Origin of the sequence: Micromonospora sp. NBS 11-29, from assembly GCF_002140155.1 — a bacterium.
Lineage (GTDB): Bacteria > Actinomycetota > Actinomycetes > Mycobacteriales > Micromonosporaceae > Micromonospora.
Genome location: NZ_NAPR01000004.1, coordinates 303,112 through 320,688, shown reverse-complemented (window position 1 = coordinate 320,688; position 17,577 = coordinate 303,112). Strand labels below are relative to the sequence as shown.

The following is a 17,577-nucleotide window of genomic DNA, read 5'->3' as shown; positions in this document are numbered from 1 at the left end:
ATAGGTCGGGCTTCGCTAGCCGGCAGGACTCACGACTTGTTGACTTGTCTGCCAAGTGCCGTCTACCTTGGAGTCTCAACTTGGCAGACATGCCAACAAGCTGGAGGTTGAGCAATGGCTCTGCGTGGCGGTACGAGGTTCGCCGTGCGTTGTGAGGACGTGTTCCCGGCGGGATGCGCCCTGGTCCCCGAGTCCCTGGGTGAGGTCGAGGACTTCGACGAGAAGACGGGCCGGCGTAGCCCGGCGAAGGACAAGCTGACCGGCCAGCGGGTGTGGCAGGTGCGGGTGATGGACCTGGACCCGGAGCTTGGCAAGCGTTCCCGGGAGACGACGGTCAAGATCTCCGCCGACTACCAGCCGGTCCCGCCGACGGGTGCGCCGTTCGAGGCGGTGGAGTTCGACGGCATGACGGTCACGCCGTACGTGGCGAACAACGGCCGGATGGCGTACTCGCTGCGGGCGACCGGCATGCGTGCCCCGGCGGGCGTGGCCAAGAAGGCGGCGGCGTAGCCGCTTGTGGTGGGGGCGGGGCTGTCAGGTCTTGGCGGACGGCAGCCCCGCCCTCTGTCTCTTCCCCCTGCTCTGTCGAGAGAGGTAGTGACGTGTCCAAGCGTAGGCGTTCGGCTGCCCCGGCCCAGCCTCGGTGCGGTGTGTGTCAGTCTCGGTTCGATCCGGTCACCGGCGCCGATGGTCGGTGTGAGGGCTGCGTGGGGCAGCTCGTCCTTCCGTTTCCTCCGGTCCGGGATGCGTCGGGCCGGTTCGTGTCGCTGCGAGGTGCCAAGTGATCGGGCGGCCTCGCGGTGAGGTGGTGACGACCTCGGCCGGTGACCTGATTGTGTTCCGTCCAAGGCGCTTCGAGCTGCCGATGTGGCTGGTCGTGCTCGGCCTGGTGCTGCGCTGGTCCGGGCGGCTGCTGTGGTGGTGCCTGCGGCATCCGGCGGCTACCGGCGCGGTGGTCCTGGCGCTGTGGCTCTACGGCGAGTTCGACTGGCCCGGCCTGGTGGTGCCGCTCGTGCTGGGGGCGGCGGCCTCGGCGGTGTGGCGCTGGCGCGATGAGTCGTCCTGGTGGGCGTGGCTGGCGGGTCCGCTGCTGGGTTCGTTCCGGCGGGTGTTCGTCTACCGCCGGGTGTGGCGTGAGGCCATGACGCTGTGCGGGCTCGCGGAGACGTTCGACCGTCGGCACGTTCTGCCTGAGCTGCTGCGGGTCCGATCGGATCAGGCCCTGGACGTGCTGACGGTGCGGATGGTCCGGGGGCAGACGCCGGAGCAGTTCCAGCGTGTGAGCGCGAACCTGGCCTACGCATTCGGTCGGCGCCACGCTCGCGTCTACGCGGAACGTCCAGGTGACCTGCCGACACGTTCCGGTCGATGGGGCTGGGTGCTGCGGCTGGTGGATCGGGTGCGGTATCGGGACCGGCCGACGGTGGTCTACGTGGCGTTGGTGCGTACCGATGCGTTGCGTACGGTGGTGCCGCCGTTCCCGGTGCCGGCGGTGCCGGACTTCACCGCGCTGCCGTTGGCCCGGCGGGAGGACCTGCGTCCCTGGTCGCTGCATCTGCTCGCGACTCACGTCCTGGTGGGCGGCGCGACCCGGTCGGGGAAGGGTTCGGTGCTGTGGTCGCTGGTTCGGGTCCTCGGCGGCGGTGTCGCCTCGGGGCTGGTGCGGCTGTGGGTGGTCGACCCGAAGGGCGGGATGGAGTTCGCGCTCGGCCGGCCGATGTTCGCCCGGTTCGCGTGCAAGTCGTTCGAGGCGATGGCGGACCTGCTCGACGAGGCCGTAACCGTGCTGCGGGAGCGTCAGACCCGCCTGGCCGGCATGGTGCGGGTGCACACGCCGACCGAGGCTGACCCCCTGGTCGTGGTCGTCGTCGACGAGATGGCCGCGCTGACCGCGTACTTGCAAGATGTCGAGCTGCGCAAGCGCATCGCCGCCTCGCTGGGGGTGCTGCTGTCGCAGGGGGCCGGCGTCGGCGTGCTGGTGGTGGCGGCGTTGCAGGACCCGCGCAAGGAGGTGCTGCCGTTTAGGGACCTGTTCCCGACCCGCATCGCGCTCGGCCTGACCGAGGCGTCACAGGTCGACATGGTCCTCGGCGACGGTGCCCGCAACCGGGGCGCGCTCGCAGACCAGATGCCCCGGTGGGCCAAGGGCGTCGGGTACGTGATCCTCGACGGCACCCCCGACCCGATGCGGGTCCGGTTCTCCTACGTCAGCGACGACGACATCCGCGACATGGCCCAGCGGTTCCCGGCGCCGGCTGACGCCTCGGACATCCTCGCCCAGGTCGGCCGCGAGTCGACCCCTGAACCGGTGCGGCTTCCGTTGCCGCGTAAGCCGTCCGGGCCGCTGCTGCCCGACGCGCTGCGCAACCTGCTCGACTCCGACGGCGGGGGTGAGCCGCGGTGACCACCCCTGCAATCGGTCGCCGGTTCTACCGGCTGCGCACCCCCGAACCGGTCACCGCCGTGTCCGTGCGCGTCGACCCGCAACGGCCCGACCCGTACCCGGTCTATCTCGCGGTCGGTGCGGGCCGGCGACGGATGTCCCTGACCCCCGACGAGGCGTGGGCGCTGTGGCGCTGCCTCTCCGAAGCCGTCGCCACGCTCGGCGCCCCTCCCGACTACATCCGCACCGACATCCGCCCGGCCAGGAGGTAACCGCGATGACCACCCTCACCCGCATCGTCAACCGGCTCCGTCGCCCGCTGCGCATCCGCCTGGTTGGTCCGGCCGACCAGACCGCCGCCGCCCTGCACGGCCTGGCGCACATGGTCAACCGCCGCCCCGACATGGCCGACCGGCGCATCCGCATCGACCTGACCATCCGCGACAAGCCCATGCGGGAGTGGCGATGACCGAGCGCACCGAATCCGCCGTACGCCTGGTGATCCTGCTCGCCATCGCCGCCATGGCCGGCGCCGCCGCCTTCACCCACGTCCACGACCTGTCCGTCGCCCACGGCCAACCCGACTGGATCGGCTTGGCCAACGCCGTAGCGGTCGAGCTGATGACCATCTACCTCGGCCTGGAACTACGCGCCCGTCGTCGTGCCGGTCGGCCGGTGGGCCTGGTCGGCTCGCTGCTGGTGGCGTTCGCGTTGCTGTCCCTCGCGGCCCAGGTGGCGGAAGCCGAACCGTCGGTGTGGGGCTGGGTAGTGGCGGCGGTGCCGTCGCTGGCCTTCCTCGCCCTGGTCAAGGTCGTCCTGTCCAACGCCCCGATCACGCCGCCGACTGTCGAGCCGGACCAGCCCGACGCGTACCGGTACGAAGAGCCGGCGGAAACCACCGACATCGAACCGGTCCGCCCGACCGTCCCGGCGTCACCCGTCGTCCCGGCGGTGCTGCCTCCACGCGGCGTCGTCCAGTCCAACCGGCCGCACGTCGTCGGGATCATCCGATGACGCTGCGAATCTTGCCCGAGGTGGTCTTACCGCACCGGCGCTACGCCGAACTTCTCGATCATGAAGCGCCAGAACAGCGGTACCGCGTCCCCGCTGAGACGGGTGATCACCTCGTCCCTGCCGGAAACGGTGCGGTGCTCGATCAGTACCTCGCCGGAGCCGACTCGTCCGGACGAGGGCGACCGAACAATCACCACTTCGATCAGGGGTTCATCAGGCACCGGGCGAGCAGCCACAACGAGGTCATGCATGGAGGTAAGGGCGGCGAGTCGTGCGGCTCCGTCGCAGGCGATCACGCTTTCCACGATGTCGGCCATGTGTTGGAAGTGGGGGTATCGCTGCGCGAGCTGACGAAACCAGGCATCGATCTCCCCCCACGGAACCTCTTCAAATCGATACCGCCAGGCGCGGGACTCCACGGGCGAAGCATGCCACGCCTTCAGGTACGGGCGGCTGGTGAGGCGGCATGAGCGCGACCTTCACGACCGCCCCCACGCTGCCCGGCCTCGTACCGGCCGCGCCGACCCCGGCTGCTGCTCCTCGGCCGGGGTCGCGGGCGGCCCGCATGGCGCTACCCCGCTCGGTCGACGTACTCAAGGAGATCGCCGCCGAGTACGGCGTCTGCGTGCGCCCCCTCGCCATGCGCCGCACCGACCTCGACACCGGCCGGACCGAGGTCATCGACCTGCCATGCGGGGCGACCCGGGAAGACAAGTGCGCCCCGTGCGCGAAGAAGAACCGCCGGCTGCGGCAGGCCCAGATCCGGGAGGGCTGGCACCGCGACGACGAACCGCTACCGCCTCCGGAGCCAGCGACCGAGGAACAGGAATCCCTGATCCTCTTCCGCGCGCACCTGGAGTTCTCGCGTGACGAGGCGTCCCGGGCGTGCCAGTGGGACCAGGTCGACGACCTCGACGAGGCGATCCGCGAAGTGGAAGAGGCGATCGCGGCCGAAGGGCTCCGGGGACGGGTCGCCCCGCCGCACGCGACTCCGCCGCACGCGACCGGCGACGAGGACCAGGGCGACGACGACGACGCCGGCCCGCGCCGCAAGCGCTCCACCCGGCGGCGGCAGGACGCCCCGGAACTGCCTCGGCGCAAGGTCGAGGCGCGCACGGTCGGCAGGACGTACACCGCTGCGGACGGGGCCACCTACCGGCCGTCGATGTGGTTGACGCTCACCCTCGACTCGTACGGCCCGGTCCGCCCCGACGGCACGCCGCTCAACCCCGACCGGTACGACTACCGCCGCGCTGCCTGGGATGCGGTGCACTTCCCTCGGCTGCTCGATCGGTTCTGGCAGAACCTGCGCCGCTGTGAGGGCTGGAACGTCCAGTACGCCGGCTGCGTCGAGCCGCAACGCCGCCTCGCCCCACACGCCCACTTCGCCATCCGGGGCACCATCCCCCGCGACGTCCTGCGCACCGTCGCGGCGGCGACCTATCACCAGGTGTGGTGGCCGGCGGTCGACGTCCAGCGGTACACCGTCGACCGGCCCCCGGTGTGGAACGAGGACACCTCGGCCTGGGTCGACCCGGACACCCGCCAGCCGCTGACCACCTGGACGGAAGCCCTCGACGCCATCGACGCCGACCCCGACGCGGAACCGGTGCACGTCGTACGCTTCGGCTCCCAGGTCGACGCCCGCGGCGTCATGCCCGGCACCGCCGACGCCGAACGGACCATCCGGTACGTCACGAAGTACATCACCAAGCACACCGGCGACGTCCACAAGGCGACCACCGACCGGCAACGGGCGCACCTGGACCGGCTGTGGCGGGAACTGCGCGTGACCCCGTGCACCGACCGGTGCGCGAACTGGCTGCTGTACGGCGTCCAGCCGAAGAAGGCACACGCCAAGCTCAAGCCGGGCCGCTGCAAGGGCAAGGTTCACCAGCGGGACACCCTCGGCATCGGCGGCCGGCGCATCCTCATCTCCCGCGACTGGTCCGGCAAGACGCTCTCCGACCACAAGCACGACGTGCGGGCCTGGGTGCGGGCGCTGCTCGGCGTCACCGTCGGCCTCGATGGCATCGACGACCAGGGCGCCACCGTCGAACCGGTCCGCCACGCCTGGGAACTCGCCCGGCCCGATGATCCCGACGTGCCGGCGATGGCTCACCGGCTGCTGCGGTCGATCAGCGAACGCGCCCGCTGGCGCTCCGAACTGCTCGCCGCCAAGGACCGCGCGGCCCAGCTCCCCGCAGACGACTCGACGACGGAAACGGACGACAAGACGGGGGAGGGGCTGTGATGGCCAAGGACGAGCTGTGGACGGTTCAGGACGTGTCGACGTACCTCCGGGTGCCGCAGGAAACGCTGTACCGCTGGCGCAAGGTCAAGTACGGTCCGCCGGCGGCCCGGGTCGGCCGACACCTGCGCTACGAACCCGAAGCGGTCCGGGCCTGGGTACGCGAGCAGGCGGCGGCCTGATGGGGCACGTCGAGGACCGCTGGTACAAGACGCTGCATCACCCGGGCGGGCGGAAGGAGCGGGTCAAGACGCAACTGTTCGGCAAGGGCCTGCGCTACCGGGTGCGGTACATCGGCCCGGACGGCAAGGAACGCAAGAAGTCCTTCCCCGACCGGGCCAAGCGCGACGCTGACGCCTTCCTGGTTTCGACCGAGACGGACAAGCTGCGCGGCTCCTACGTCGACCCGTCCGCCGGCCGGATCACCTTCGCCGAGTACGCCGAAAGCTGGCTGCGTACCCGTTCCTTCGATGAGTCGACGCGGGAGGTGACCGAGCATCGGGTACGCAAGCACCTGCTGCCGTTCTTCGGCTCTCGGCAACTGGCGGCGATCAAGCCGAGCCACATCCGGGAGTGGAACGCCGCGATGGTCGGCAAGCTGGCCCCGGCGACCCGGGCCGTCGTCTTCGCTCACCTGCAAACCATCCTCGCTGCGGCTGTCGATGACGAGCGGATCGCCAAGAACCCGTGCTCGGCAACGTCGGTCAATCCTCCGCGTCCAGCTCAGCGCCCGGTAGTGCCGTGGCGGTACGACCAGATCTCGGCAATTCGCAGCGGCCTTGCCCCGCGCTATCGGGCGATGGTCGACCTCGGCGCCGGCTGCGGACTGCGGCAGGGGGAGATCCTCGGCCTCAGCATCGACGACATCGATTTCGACGGCGGGTGGATCCACGTCTCGCGACAGGTCAAGATCGTCCGGTGTCGGTTGGTGTTCGGGCTGCCGAAGAACGACCGTGACCGCCGGGTGCCGCTGCCGGACTCCGTCGGCCAGGCGCTGCGGCAGCACATCGAGGATCGCTCCTCGGTGACGCTCACCCTGCCGTGGGAGCACCCCGCCAGCGAGGAGCGGGTCACGGCGCGGCTGTTGTTCACCACCACCCACCGCAACGCGATCAACCGCTGCACGTTCAACGAAACGAGCTGGCGGCCGGCTGTCATGGCGGCCGGCATCACGCCGACCCGGGCGACCGGGATGCACGCGCTACGGCACTTCTACGCCTCCTCGCTGCTCGACGCAGGAGAAAGCATCAAGGCTGTCGCGTCCTACCTCGGGCACGCCGACCCCGGGTTCACGCTCCGGGTCTACACGCACCTGATGCCGGCCAGCGAGGAACGCACCCGGAACGCGATCGACGGCCTGTTCGGGATGCCGAGAGAGTCCTGACGCCCTGGCGACGCCCTGCGAGGCTTCCCGGGGCACATAGCGCCTGATCAGGGCGGGTGTCGGGGTCAGAAGTCGACGAACAGGTAGGGCAGCTCACGGGGGAAGAGCCGGCGCAGCTCGGCGGCCGCGTCCACCGGCACCTCGCCCAGCTCGCGCACGGCCACCTCGACCGGGTCGAGCACCCCGTACGCCAGGGCGGATAGTCCGGCGGCGGTGAGCCGCGCGGCCGGCACGCTGCCCTCGGCGGCGGCCTCCGCCGGCAGTACCGCGAGCTTGCCGGTGGTGCCGTCGAGCAGGTGACGGCCGGCGAGCCAGCGGTCGCCGACCAGTTCGACGAGCACCCGGCCGACCTCGACCGGTTGGTCGGCGAGCGCCTCCAGGCTGAGCAGCCGGGCCATCGGCGCGGTCGGGTCGGGCCGGGAGACCCGTGCCTCGACCCGCACGTCGAGGTCGGTCAGCCACAGCTCGGGCAGCTCATCGGGGGGCAACTGGACGCTGACCCGGGCCACCTGGTCGACGTGCCGGGCGAGGAACTGGAGCAGCGACGCCCGGGCGTACGGGTCGTCGAAGAGCAGGTCGTCGGCGATCAGCGTGCCGGCGTGGTCGTCGATGCGGTAGGTGAGCGCACCGACGGTCTCGCCGTCGCGCACCACGCTGACCAGCCAGCGGTCGTCCCGGTCGCGCAGCCCGACGGCCCGGAAGTCGGGGAAGACTGCGAAGCCGTGGCGTTCCCGCAGACACCGGTTCGTGTACGCGCGCCACCGCGGGTAGCCCGCGCCGATCCGCTCCCAGACCACCTCGTCGGGCAGTTCGGCCCGCAGCAGCGGCGCCAGGTCCGCGGGCGCGAAGATCGCGGTACGCCGCCGGGGCAGCCCGACGTAGCCGAAGCGCTCGTAGAACGAGGCGCGGAACGGGTGCAGCGCGCTGAGTTGGTGCCCCTCGTCCCGCATTCCGTCGAGGAGCTGGTGCATCAGCGTCCGGACGTGCCCGCGCCGGCGGGCCAGCGGGTGGGTGGCCACCCCCGCGACACCGGCCATCGGCAGCACCGCGCCGCGCAGGTTCTGCCGCATCGGGATCGCCGAGGCCGCCGCCGTGGTGACGTCGTCCTCCTCGACCACCAGCGTGGTGTTCCCCGCGTTGTACGGCAGGTAGGCGCGGAACTCGTCCGTCCGGGCCGCCGCCATCGGCGACGCCTCGAACGCGTACGCCTGGAGCGGAAAGCTGGTGCTCAGGCGTTCCTCGGCGGCCAACCGGCGAATGCGCATCCGCTCATCCCAGCGCGAGCGGGCCGGACCCGCAACCCGAAACGGGTGCGGTCAGGCCTCGGTGACGTCGGAGATGACCACGGTGACGTTGTCCGGTGCGCCGGCCTGGTGGGCCAGCTTCACCAGTTGCTCGCCGCACTGCTGCCGGTCACCGTACATGGCGAGCGCGGCGGCGATGGCGGCGTCCTCCACGTAGTCGGAGAGCCCGTCGCTGCACAGCAGCAACCGGTCGCCGGGGAAGACGGTGAGCGCCCCGATGGCGGGCGGCGCGTCGGCGCCCTGCACCGCGCGGGTGACCAGGGAGCGCTGCGGGTGGTGGCGGGCCTGGTCGCGGGAGAGCGCGCCCTGGTCGACGAGCGCCTGCACGAACGTGTCGTCGCGGGTGAGCTGGGTCAGCTCGTGGTCGCGCAGCAGGTAGCAGCGGGAGTCGCCGACCTGGGCGAGGACCAGCGTGTCGCCGGCGAGCAGGGCGGCGGTCAGCGTCGTACCCATGCCGTCGCGGGCCGGGTCGACCGTGATGGCGGCGCGGATGCGCTGGTTGGCGGTGCTGACCACGGCGCGCAGCGCGTCGGCCGCCTCGTCGGCGCCGGTGGGCGGGGTCAGCTCGTCCAGGATCCGGATGACGATCTCGCTGGCCACCTCGCCGGCGGGGAGGCCGCCCATGCCGTCGGCCACCGCCACCAGGCGGTCACCGGCGAGGGCGGAGTCCTCGTTGTTGGTGCGGACGAGGCCGACGTCGTTGAGGATCGCCGAGCGGAGGATGAGCGTCATGGGGACAAGCTTGCCAAGAAGACCGGCTCCGCGTCTCTACGCGTTGCCGGGTCGGCGGAAAGAAATGTCATCCGCCTGCATTCCGGGTATGTGCCGATCGTCCCCACCGGACGGACGCGGATAGCGCAGCAGCAGGCTGGCCCGCACCTGTTCCTCGCCCACCGTGGCGTAACTGTGCGGCACGTCCGCGGCCCAACGCAGGTAGCCGCCCGGGCCGGCGGTGAGCGGGGCGTCCACCGGGCCGGCGCGGAGCACGCCGGCGAAGACCGTCACATGTTCGGTGACGCCGGTCTGGTGCGCGGGGGAGAGCTGCGCCGGCCCGGGGTCGACCCGCATCCGGTACAGCTCGTAGGTCGCGTCGCGGTCGTGGAACACCTCCAGCAGCGTGGCGCCGACCGTGGCTCCGCGTACGGTCGGCGTCTGCTCGGGGGCCGACAGCACGGCGGTGAGCGGCACGCCGAGCTGCGCGGTGATCGCGTACAGCGTCTCCAGCGTCGGGTTGCGCAGGCCGTTCTCCAGGCCGGAGAGCGTGGCCTTCCCGACGCCGGCCAGCCGGGCCAGTTCGGACAGGGAGAGCCCCCGTTCCATCCGGAGGGCGCGGATCCGCGGGCCGACGTCCATGGGGCTATGGTGCTACACGGTCCCGTTCCGTAAACGGAACACCAGAGGAGGAAGCGTGGCCGGTCGACTCCAACCCGTGCTGGCCGGCGTGGTGACCGCCCTGGTCGGCTTCGCCAGCTCGTTCACCGTCGTCCTGGCCGGGTTGCGCGCGGTCGGCGCCGACCCGGCCCAGGCCGCCTCCGGCCTGCTCACGCTCTGCGTGGCCAGCGGCGCATGCGCCGTCTGGCTCGGTCTGCGGCACCGGCTGCCCCTCGCCATCGCCTGGTCCACGCCGGGCGCGGCGCTGCTCGTGGCCACCGGGCCGGTCCCCGGCGGCTGGCCCGCCGCCGTGGGCGCCTTCCTCCTCACCGGCCTGCTGATCGTCGCCGCCGGGCTGATCCCCGTGCTCGGCCGCGCGGTCGCCGCGATCCCCACCCCGATCGCCTCCGCCATGCTCGCCGGGGTGCTGCTGCCGCTCTGCACCGCTCCGGTACGCGCCCTGGTGGAGGTGCCCCGGCTGGCCGGGCCGGTGGTGCTCGTCTGGCTGCTGCTGCACCGGTTCGCCCGCCGCTGGGCGGTGCCCGGCGCGCTCGCCGTGGCCGTGGTGGCGATCGCGCTCACCACCAGCGGTCCGGCCCGCCTGGACGCCGCCCCCGTGGTCGCGCTGACCGCACCGGTCTGGACGCTGCCCGCCGTGGTCGGGCTCGCGCTGCCGCTGTTCCTGGTCACCATGGCCGCGCAGAACGTGCCCGGCGCCGCCGTGCTCGCCGGCTACGGCTATCGGGCCCCGCTGGGCTCCGCGCTGCGCGTCACCGGGCTCGCCACCGTGCTCGGCGCGTCGGCCGGCGGTCATGCGGTGAACCTGGCCGCGATCACCGCCGCGCTCGCCGCCGGCCCGGACGCCCACCCCGACCCGGAGCGGCGCTGGATCGCCTCGGTCACCGCCGGGATCGGCCTGGCGCTGCTCGGCCTGGGCGCCGGCGCGGCGACCGCCCTGGTGCTGCTCTCCCCGCCGGTGCTGGTCGAGGCGGTGGCCGGGCTCGCGCTGCTCGCCGCGCTGGCCGGTGCGGTCTCGGCGGCGGTCGCCGACCCGGACGCGCGGGAGGCGGCCGTGGTCACGCTGGTGGTCACCGCGTCCGGGGTCAGCCTGCTGGGGGTCGGTGGCGCGTTCTGGGGCCTGGTCGCCGGCTGCCTGATGCTCCTGCTCTTCCGCCGCCGCTGGGGCGGCGGGCGTGGCGGTCACCCCTCGGCGGGCAGCTCCGCGACCGGGACGGTGAGGCGTACGGCGTCGTCGGTGACCGCGGCGACCTGGTCGGCCAGCACGTAGACCGCGCCGGTGTCGGCCAGTTCGGTGGCGACCTTGAGGTAGCCCTCGCGTCGCAGCCGGGCGGCCAGGTCGGCCGGTACGTCCGGCTCCTCGACGGCCGCCGACTCGATCAGCTCGTCGAGACTGCTGCCCGGGTCGACCGGTTCGGGGGCCTGCACCGTCACCGCGGCCGGGTCGCCGCGCTGGACGAGATCCACGGTGCCCACCTCGGTGCCGGTGGCGTCGACCACCCGCATGCCGGTGGTGATCCGCGAGACGGTGTCCTGCTGCTGGCTCATGCGGGATCGGTTCCCGGGGCGCGCGGACGCTAAACGGATCGTGGGCGCCAGCCGCCGTCTGGTGGCGGCCGGGGCGGGGCGCTACCGGGGCTGTCCCCGGCGTGTCGCGGCCGACGGAAGAGGGTCGGGTGAGGCCATATACCTGAAAGTCATAATTATGACTCTCAGGTATATGGGCCTGCGGGTGACCGTTCCTCTGGCGTGGTCACGCACGGTCACCGGCACCCGGCGGGCGGGGGGACAGCTCGCGCCAGGTGTCCGGCCCGTCGAGCAGCGCCCGGACCGTCTCCTCGGCCTCCTCGACGCTCGGGTGCTCGTAGAACCGGGAGACCCCCTCGGCGCCGCCGGCGCGCTGCTCGACGTGCCAGCGTTCGCCGTCCACCCGGAGGAACACGTCCCGCCGGGCGAGCCGTCCCCATTTGCCGTTCCACCAGTGCCTACGCTGCTCCATGCCGGGACTCTATCGAACGTGTGTTCGATACACGTCGGCCCCCACGGAATCTCCGTGGGGGCCGATCGGGCGTCAGCGCTGGGCGGGTGGCTCCGGTCGGCGGCCGAGCACGTCGTCCAGCGCGCCGCGCTGCGCGGGTGTGCCGTGGTTGCCGGCGAGCAGCGCGTCCCGGATCTCGGTGAGCAGCTTCACTTCCTCACTCGGTGCCGAGGGCGGCGGCTCCTCGCCGCGCTTGCGCCGCTCGGCGAGCTTGTTCATCGGGTAGACGACCAGGAAGTACAGCGCCGCCGCGGTGAGCACGAAGGTGATCACCGCGTTGACGAAGGCCACCCAGTCGAACGGGATGCCCCGGAACTTGGGCGTCGAGCCGGTGAGCCCGTTCTTGCTGCCGGTGATCAGCGCGATGAACACCCGTACCAGCGGTTCCAGGAACGACTTGGTGAGCTGGGTGACCACGCCGGTGAACGCGGCGCCGATGACGACGCCGACCGCCAGGTCGACGACGTTGCCGCGCATGATGAAGTCCTTGAAGCCCTTGAGCATCCGCTCTCCCGCATTGTCCGATTCTCGGTCCGGGACAACCTATGCCCGGGACGGCCCCTCGAGAAAAGCACCGGCCTCGATCGCCGCCCGTGTCGGGTCGCCGGCCCGGATCGCCTCGACCAGTCGACCGTGGTCGACGTACCGCTCGGGGGTCAGCTCCTCGCCCATCGCCTGGGCGACGGTGCTGCGCAGCGCCGCGCCGACCGAGGCGTACAGCTCGGCGAGCATGGCGTTGTGCGCGGCGGCCACCACCACCGTGTGCAGCGCGGCGTCCGCCTCCACGAACTCGTCCACCCGGCCGGAACGCCACGCGGCCTCCCGGACGGCGAGCGCGCCGTCGAGCGCCGCCAGGTCCTCGGGGGTACGCCGCAGCGCGGCGAGCCGGGCGGCCTCCACCTCGAACGCGCGCCGGACCTCGACGACCTCGGCCATCCGGTCGTCGGTGAGCCGGCGGGCCACCACTGGCGCCAGCTCGTCGGTCGACACCACGTAGGTGCCGGAGCCCTGCCGGCACTCCAGCACCCCGGCGTGCACCAGCGCGCGGACCGCCTCGCGGACGGTGTTCCGCCCGNGGGGATGCCCCCGCCGACCGGCCACTCGCCGCCGAGGATCCGGGTGCGGAGCTGCTCGATCGTCTGGCGGACCCGGTGGCCGCGCGGCGGCACGGCGGCGGAATCCACGGCGGGTGTCACCGGTTACACCTGCTGCCGAAATTCATCCCATGATTGTAGGTTGAAGGTCATGACTCCGCCACCGACGCCCACCGCGACCGCGTCCACCACCGACGTCACCCCCGGGCCGGCGCCGGTGGCCGGTCCGCACCCGGCGAGCACTCCGCACCCGGCGAGTCCCGTGCGCCCGCCCAACACCGCGAGCCCGGCCGGCGCCGCACCCCGGGGCGGCACCCCGGTGCGGGGCGGACTGCTCGTGCTGGCCGGCATGCTGCTAGTCGCGTTGAACCTGCGCGCGGCGGTGACCAGCCTGGGCGCGCTGCTCGACGAGATCCGCGTCGGGCTGGGTCTCTCCGGCGCCATGGCCGGCGTGGTCACCACGCTGCCCACCGTCGCGTTCGCCGGACTGGGCGCGCTCACCCCGTGGCTGGTCCGCCGCTGGGCGGCGCCCCGGGTGCTGGTGCTGGCCATGATCGCGCTCACCGTCGGGCAGGTGCTGCGGGCGCTCACCGGGTCGGCGGCGGTCTTCGTGCTCACCAGCGCGCTCGCGCTGGCCGGCATCGCGGTGGCGAACATCCTGCTGCCGATGCTGGTCAAGCAGCACTTCCCGCACCGCACCGGGCTGGTCACCGGGGCGTACACGATGACCCTGACGGTGGGCACGACGGTGGCCGCCGCCTCCGCCGTGCCGGTGGCCCACGCCTTCGGCTCCTGGCGGGCCGGGCTCGGCATCTGGGCCGGGATGGCGGCGCTGGCCGTCCTTCCGTGGGTGCCGCTGGCGCTGCGGGCCCGCGCGGCGCGTCGGGCCGCGACCCCAACGGTGGCCGCCGCCGCCCCGGCGCGGGTGCGGCCCGCCCGGACCCGGCTCGGCTGGGCCATGGCGGTCTACTTCGGGGCGCAGTCACTCAGCGGGTACGCGATCATGGGCTGGCTGGCGCAGTTGTTCCGGGACGCCGGTTACCGGCCGGAGGCCGCCGGGCTGCTGCTCGCCGGCGTGACCGCGCTGGGCGTGCCGGTGGCGCTGACGATGCCGACGCTCGCCGGCCGACTGGCCTCGCTGCGTCCGCTGGTGCTCGCGCTGACCGCGTTCTCCACCGCCGCGTACCTCGGGCTGGCGCTCGCGCCGCGCGGCCTGGCCCCGCTCTGGGTGCTGCTGCTCGCGTTCGGCCAGGGGGCGTTCCCGCTCATCCTGACCACGATCGGGCTACGCGCCCGGACCGCCGAGGGCACCGTAGCGTTGTCCGCCTTCGCGCAGAGCACCGGGTACGTCATCGCCGCGCTCGGCCCGCTGCTGGTCGGCATCCTCTATGAGGCGACCGGCGGCTGGACCGCCCCGCTCGGCTTCCTGCTGGTGGCGCTCGCCGTGCAGACGGCCGCGGGCATGGTGATCGCTCGTCCCCGCTACATCGAGGACGAGCGCTGAGCGAGGAGGGTCAGGAGGAGGTCGGGGTGGGGTCGCCGGCCACGGCCTGCTCCACCGTCGGGTACGTGTGCAGCACCTCGACCAGGCCGCTGACCTCGAGGATGCGCAGCACGCCGCGCTGTGGGGCGGCCAGCCGGACCACGCCGCCGGCCTCGTCGCTGCTGTTCTTCGCGCGGACGAACACCGACAGGCCGGTCGAGTCGCAGAACGACACCTCGGCCAGGTCGAACACGAGGCGGCTGCGCCCCTTGTCCAGCAGGTCCGTGATCTGATCCTGGAGCTGCGGAGCGGTGGCCATGTCCAGCTCGCCCGCGACCGACACCACGACCACGTCGCCGCGCTGTTCCGTGTGCACCGTCAGGGACATTCGTCGACCTCCTGTGTTCGGTGGAACGGTATCCCACGAAGACCCGCCCGCGCAGAACGGGAGCCGGGACGGGTGCTCTCGATCATTCTTTGTCCCGTGGCAAGTAGTGCCGCAACCTCCGGTGATAGAGTCCGCCCGTCCAGATCTGGGAGGTCACGATGGCGATGAGCGCCGAACAGGGTGGTCGGCTCGCCCACTTGCTGAGTCAGCACACAGACCGGCTGACCGACCGCTGGATCGAGATCGTCGCCGGCTCGCTGCGCGGCCGGTTGAGCCGGGCCGAGCTGGCCCGCCAGGTGCAGGAGCTGCGCCGCGCCGCGACCGAGGCCGGCCAGCAGGGTCTGCAGGACCTGGCCGACGAACACGGTGGGGAGCTGCGCGCGGTGCTGGCGGAGATCTCGACCAGCCGGGCCCGCCAGGGGTTCAGCGCCACCGAGACCGCGATCAGCGTGTTCGCGCTCAAGGACGCCCTGCTGGAGCTGATGGAGCAGGAGCAGGACGCCGGCACCCTGCGCGACTTCGTCGCGTACTCCGCGCTGATCGACCAGATGGGGCTCTTCACCTTCGAGACCTTCGTCCGGGCCCGGGAGAGCCTGATCGCCGACCAGGCGGAGCAGTTGCTGGAACTCTCCACCCCGGTGGTGAAGCTCTGGGAGGGCGTGGTGGCCGTCCCGCTGGTCGGCACGCTCGACTCGGCCCGCGCCCAGGTGGTGATGGAGCGGCTGCTCCAGACGCTGGTCGACACCGGCTCGCCGTACGCGATCATCGACATCACCGGCGTGCCGGCGGTGGACACCCAGGTGGCGCAGCACATCCTCAAGACCGTGGTGGCCGCCCGGCTGATGGGCGCCGACTGCATCATCTCCGGCATCCGGCCGCAGATCGCCCAGACGATCGTCGCGCTCGGCATCGAGTTCGGTGACATCGCCACCAAGGCGAGCCTGGCCGACGCGCTGCGACACGTCCTGCGCCTGACCGGCGTCGAGACCGCCTCCCGCCGCGTCCGCCGGGAGGCGTGATGGAACGGGTGCCGATCCTCAAGATCGGTGACATCCTGCTGGTCTCCATCCAGGTCGACATGTCCGACCAGACGGCGATCCAGCTCCAGGAGGACCTGGCCGAGCGGATCGTCGCCACCGGCTGCCACGGCGTCATCATCGACATCACGGCGCTGGACATCGTCGACTCCTTCGTCGGCCGGATGCTCTCCACCATCGCGTCCATCTCGAAGGTGCTGGACGCCGAGACGGTGGTGGTCGGGATGCGTCCCGCCGTCGCCATCACCCTGGTCGAGCTGGGGCTGTCGCTCAACGGCATCCGGACCGCGCTGAACGTCGAGCGGGGCATGGAGCTGATCGCGGCGAGCCGCGCCGACGACGGGGACGTGGCGCTCGGCGACGACGAGGACACCGAGACGACGGCGACGCCATGACCGCCGGCGTCGACCTGGGTGTGCCGGCGACGCAGGCGATCCGCAGCGACGAGGACGTGGTGCGGGTGCGGCAGCTGGTGCGTACCACCGCGGTCGCGGTCCGGCTCTCCCTGGTCGACCAGACCAAGCTGGTCACCGCCGCCAGCGAGCTGGCCCGGAACACGCTGATCTACGGCGGCGGGGGCAGCGCGGAGGTGACCACCGTCTCCGACGGGCGCCGCCGCGGCGTGCGCATCGTCTTCGCCGACCGGGGTCCGGGCATCCCCGACCTCGACCTGGCGCTCACCGACGGTTACACCACCGGCGGCGGCCTGGGCCTCGGGCTCAGCGGGGCCCGCCGGCTCGTCGACGACTTCGACATCCGGACCGCCGTCGGCGAGGGCACCGAGATCACCATCACCAAGTGGTCGCGATGATCTCCGACGTGGTCCCCGACCACGGCGTGTGGTTCCGGGTCGACAACGGCGCGACCGCCGGTGGCGTACGCCGGGCGGCGGAGCGTCTGGGCCGGCAGGTCGAACTGAGCGCGCCGCGCGTCGCGGACCTGGCCATCGTCACCGCCGAGATCGTCAGCAACCTGGTCAAGCACGCCCGCGAGGGCTCCCTGCTGCTCCGCCCGGTCCGCCGGGACGGACGGGCCGGGGTGGAGCTGATCGCCATCGACTCCGGCCCCGGCATGGCCGACCTGACGCTCTCCTCGGCCGACGGCCACTCGACCGCCGGCACGCTGGGCATCGGGCTCGGCGCGATCGTCCGGCAGTCGAGCCGGTTCGACGGCTACTCCCGGCCCGGTCGGGGCACCGTCCTGACCGTCCAGATCTGGGACGGACCGCCACCGGAGCCGGACTGGGCCGGCGGGCTGGCCCGGCCGATCACCGGGGAGCAGGACAGCGGCGACGGGTACGCGGTCCGGGTGGTCGACGGCCGGCGGCAGGTGCTGCTCTGCGACGGGTTGGGGCACGGTCCGTTGGCCGCCGCCGCGACCGGTGCCGCCGTAGCCGCGTTCCGCGCCGCGCCGGCCGGGCCGCCGGAGACCGTGGTGCGGCACCTGCACGCCGCCATCTCGCACACCCGGGGCGCGGCGCTCGCGGTGGCGGAACTGGACCCCGCGGCCGAACTGCTGCACTACGCCGGCCTGGGCAACATCGCCGCGATGATCGTGGCCACCGGCGAGCGCCGTCGCGGCCTGGTCTCGCTGCCGGGCATCGCCGGGCACCAGCGTCCCGCCGTACGGGGCTACGACTACCCGTTCCCGGCCGGGGCGACCCTGGTGATGCACAGCGACGGCGTGGTGGACCGCTGGGACCTGGACGACTATCCCGGGCTGGCCGGCCGCGCCCCGCTGCTGGCCGCCGCGTCCCTGCTCCGCGACGCCGGGATCCGCCGGGACGACGCCTGCGTCCTGGTCGCCCGGGGC

22 protein-coding genes and 1 pseudogene are annotated in these 17,577 nt (G+C 72.5%); 14 read left to right on the top strand and 9 right to left on the bottom strand.

Going from position 1 to position 17,577, the window contains the following annotated elements; genetic code table 11:
• The first annotated feature begins 114 nt into the window (after nt 1-114).
• The 5 genes from B1205_RS05545 (at nt 115) to B1205_RS05525 (ending at nt 3,397) form a co-directional block, all read left to right on the top strand.
• Nucleotides 115-510, top strand: a complete 396-nt coding sequence (locus tag B1205_RS05545; protein ID WP_089154626.1) for a transcriptional regulator — start codon at nt 115-117, stop codon at nt 508-510.
• 355 nt (nt 511-865) lie between these two features.
• Nucleotides 866-2,404 (top strand): FtsK/SpoIIIE domain-containing protein, encoded by a 1,539-nt coding sequence (locus tag B1205_RS05540; protein ID WP_089154941.1) that lies wholly within the window; start codon nt 866-868, stop codon nt 2,402-2,404.
• Nucleotides 2,401-2,655, top strand: coding sequence for a hypothetical protein (locus tag B1205_RS05535; RefSeq protein WP_089154625.1), 255 nt, complete (start codon nt 2,401-2,403; stop codon nt 2,653-2,655). Before B1205_RS05540 ends, B1205_RS05535 begins: the two co-directional genes overlap by 4 nt.
• A 5-nt stretch (nt 2,656-2,660) precedes the next feature.
• Nucleotides 2,661-2,852: a hypothetical protein gene (locus B1205_RS05530; RefSeq protein ID WP_089154624.1), complete on the top strand. Its 192-nt coding sequence runs from the start codon at nt 2,661-2,663 to the stop codon at nt 2,850-2,852.
• Nucleotides 2,849-3,397 carry a DUF2637 domain-containing protein gene (locus B1205_RS05525; RefSeq protein ID WP_089154940.1) on the top strand — a complete coding sequence of 183 codons (549 nt, stop codon included), beginning with the start codon at nt 2,849-2,851 and terminating at the stop codon, nt 3,395-3,397. The genes B1205_RS05530 and B1205_RS05525 overlap by 4 nt, the downstream gene beginning before the upstream one ends.
• 26 nt (nt 3,398-3,423) lie before the next feature.
• Here B1205_RS05525 and B1205_RS05520 read toward each other — a convergent pair whose 3' ends face one another.
• Nucleotides 3,424-3,816, bottom strand: coding sequence for a hypothetical protein (locus B1205_RS05520; RefSeq protein ID WP_089154623.1), 393 nt, complete (start codon nt 3,814-3,816; stop codon nt 3,424-3,426).
• Between the two features lie 47 nt (nt 3,817-3,863).
• Between B1205_RS05520 and B1205_RS05515 the strand changes: the two genes are divergently transcribed.
• From B1205_RS05515 to B1205_RS05505, 3 genes are read left to right on the top strand one after another with little or no spacing between them, the layout of a single operon-like run.
• Entirely contained in the window at nt 3,864-5,651 is a 1,788-nt protein-coding gene (locus B1205_RS05515) for a replication initiator (RefSeq protein ID WP_089154622.1), read from the top strand.
• Entirely contained in the window at nt 5,648-5,830 is a 183-nt protein-coding gene (locus B1205_RS05510; protein WP_089154621.1) for a helix-turn-helix domain-containing protein, read from the top strand. Before B1205_RS05515 ends, B1205_RS05510 begins: the two co-directional genes overlap by 4 nt.
• Entirely contained in the window at nt 5,830-7,032 is a 1,203-nt protein-coding gene (locus tag B1205_RS05505) for a tyrosine-type recombinase/integrase (protein WP_089154620.1), read from the top strand. Before B1205_RS05510 ends, B1205_RS05505 begins: the two co-directional genes overlap by 1 nt.
• Nucleotides 7,033-7,097: 65 nt before the next feature.
• Here B1205_RS05505 and B1205_RS05500 read toward each other — a convergent pair whose 3' ends face one another.
• From B1205_RS05500 to B1205_RS05490, 3 genes are read right to left on the bottom strand one after another with little or no spacing between them, the layout of a single operon-like run.
• On the bottom strand, nt 7,098-8,297 hold the full coding sequence (locus tag B1205_RS05500) for a GNAT family N-acetyltransferase (RefSeq protein WP_089154619.1): 1,200 nt from the start codon (nt 8,295-8,297) through the stop codon (nt 7,098-7,100).
• A gap of 51 nt (nt 8,298-8,348) precedes the next feature.
• Complete coding sequence (locus B1205_RS05495; RefSeq protein ID WP_089154618.1) at nt 8,349-9,068, bottom strand: PP2C family protein-serine/threonine phosphatase; 720 nt, start codon at nt 9,066-9,068, stop codon at nt 8,349-8,351.
• A 36-nt stretch (nt 9,069-9,104) separates the two neighbouring features.
• The gene (locus B1205_RS05490; protein ID WP_089154617.1) at nt 9,105-9,689 is read right to left on the bottom strand and encodes a helix-turn-helix domain-containing protein; all 585 of its coding nucleotides are present in this window, start codon (nt 9,687-9,689) and stop codon (nt 9,105-9,107) included.
• A 55-nt stretch (nt 9,690-9,744) separates the two neighbouring features.
• Here B1205_RS05490 and B1205_RS05485 point away from each other — a divergent pair, with 55 nt between their 5' ends.
• Entirely contained in the window at nt 9,745-10,995 is a 1,251-nt protein-coding gene (locus B1205_RS05485; RefSeq protein ID WP_089154616.1) for a benzoate/H(+) symporter BenE family transporter, read from the top strand.
• Here the strand turns inward: B1205_RS05485 and B1205_RS05480 are convergent.
• From B1205_RS05480 to B1205_RS05465, 4 genes and pseudogenes are all read right to left on the bottom strand, one after another.
• Nucleotides 10,908-11,273 carry a hypothetical protein gene (locus B1205_RS05480; RefSeq protein ID WP_089154615.1) on the bottom strand — a complete coding sequence of 122 codons (366 nt, stop codon included), beginning with the start codon at nt 11,271-11,273 and terminating at the stop codon, nt 10,908-10,910. The genes B1205_RS05485 and B1205_RS05480 overlap by 88 nt on opposite strands.
• 205 nt (nt 11,274-11,478) lie before the next feature.
• Nucleotides 11,479-11,724 carry a hypothetical protein gene (locus B1205_RS05475; protein WP_089154614.1) on the bottom strand — a complete coding sequence of 82 codons (246 nt, stop codon included), beginning with the start codon at nt 11,722-11,724 and terminating at the stop codon, nt 11,479-11,481.
• A 72-nt stretch (nt 11,725-11,796) separates the two neighbouring features.
• Nucleotides 11,797-12,267 (bottom strand): large conductance mechanosensitive channel protein MscL, encoded by a 471-nt coding sequence (gene mscL, locus B1205_RS05470; protein ID WP_089154613.1) that lies wholly within the window; start codon nt 12,265-12,267, stop codon nt 11,797-11,799.
• Between the two features lie 39 nt (nt 12,268-12,306).
• Nucleotides 12,307-12,959 (bottom strand): annotated as a pseudogene (locus B1205_RS05465) (FadR/GntR family transcriptional regulator).
• A gap of 247 nt (nt 12,960-13,206) precedes the next feature.
• Here B1205_RS05465 and B1205_RS05460 point away from each other — a divergent pair.
• Nucleotides 13,207-14,361, top strand: a complete 1,155-nt coding sequence (locus B1205_RS05460; protein ID WP_441338452.1) for an MFS transporter — start codon at nt 13,207-13,209, stop codon at nt 14,359-14,361.
• A gap of 10 nt (nt 14,362-14,371) precedes the next feature.
• Here the strand turns inward: B1205_RS05460 and B1205_RS05455 are convergent, their stop codons facing one another.
• Nucleotides 14,372-14,728: an STAS domain-containing protein gene (locus B1205_RS05455; protein WP_089154612.1), complete on the bottom strand. Its 357-nt coding sequence runs from the start codon at nt 14,726-14,728 to the stop codon at nt 14,372-14,374.
• Nucleotides 14,729-14,886: 158 nt separating this feature from the next.
• On the opposite strand from B1205_RS05455, the gene B1205_RS05450 reads away from it, so the two are divergent.
• The 4 genes from B1205_RS05450 to B1205_RS05435 all read left to right on the top strand — a co-directional run.
• Nucleotides 14,887-15,747: an STAS domain-containing protein gene (locus B1205_RS05450; RefSeq protein ID WP_089154611.1), complete on the top strand. Its 861-nt coding sequence runs from the start codon at nt 14,887-14,889 to the stop codon at nt 15,745-15,747.
• The gene (locus B1205_RS05445) at nt 15,747-16,160 is read left to right on the top strand and encodes an STAS domain-containing protein (RefSeq protein ID WP_089154610.1); all 414 of its coding nucleotides are present in this window, start codon (nt 15,747-15,749) and stop codon (nt 16,158-16,160) included. The genes B1205_RS05450 and B1205_RS05445 overlap by 1 nt, the downstream gene beginning before the upstream one ends.
• Complete coding sequence (locus B1205_RS05440; RefSeq protein WP_089154609.1) at nt 16,157-16,576, top strand: ATP-binding protein; 420 nt, start codon at nt 16,157-16,159, stop codon at nt 16,574-16,576. Before B1205_RS05445 ends, B1205_RS05440 begins: the two co-directional genes overlap by 4 nt.
• On the top strand, nt 16,573-17,577 hold a 1,005-nt coding region (locus B1205_RS05435), incomplete at its 3' end, for a SpoIIE family protein phosphatase (protein WP_089154608.1). The genes B1205_RS05440 and B1205_RS05435, both read left to right, overlap by 4 nt.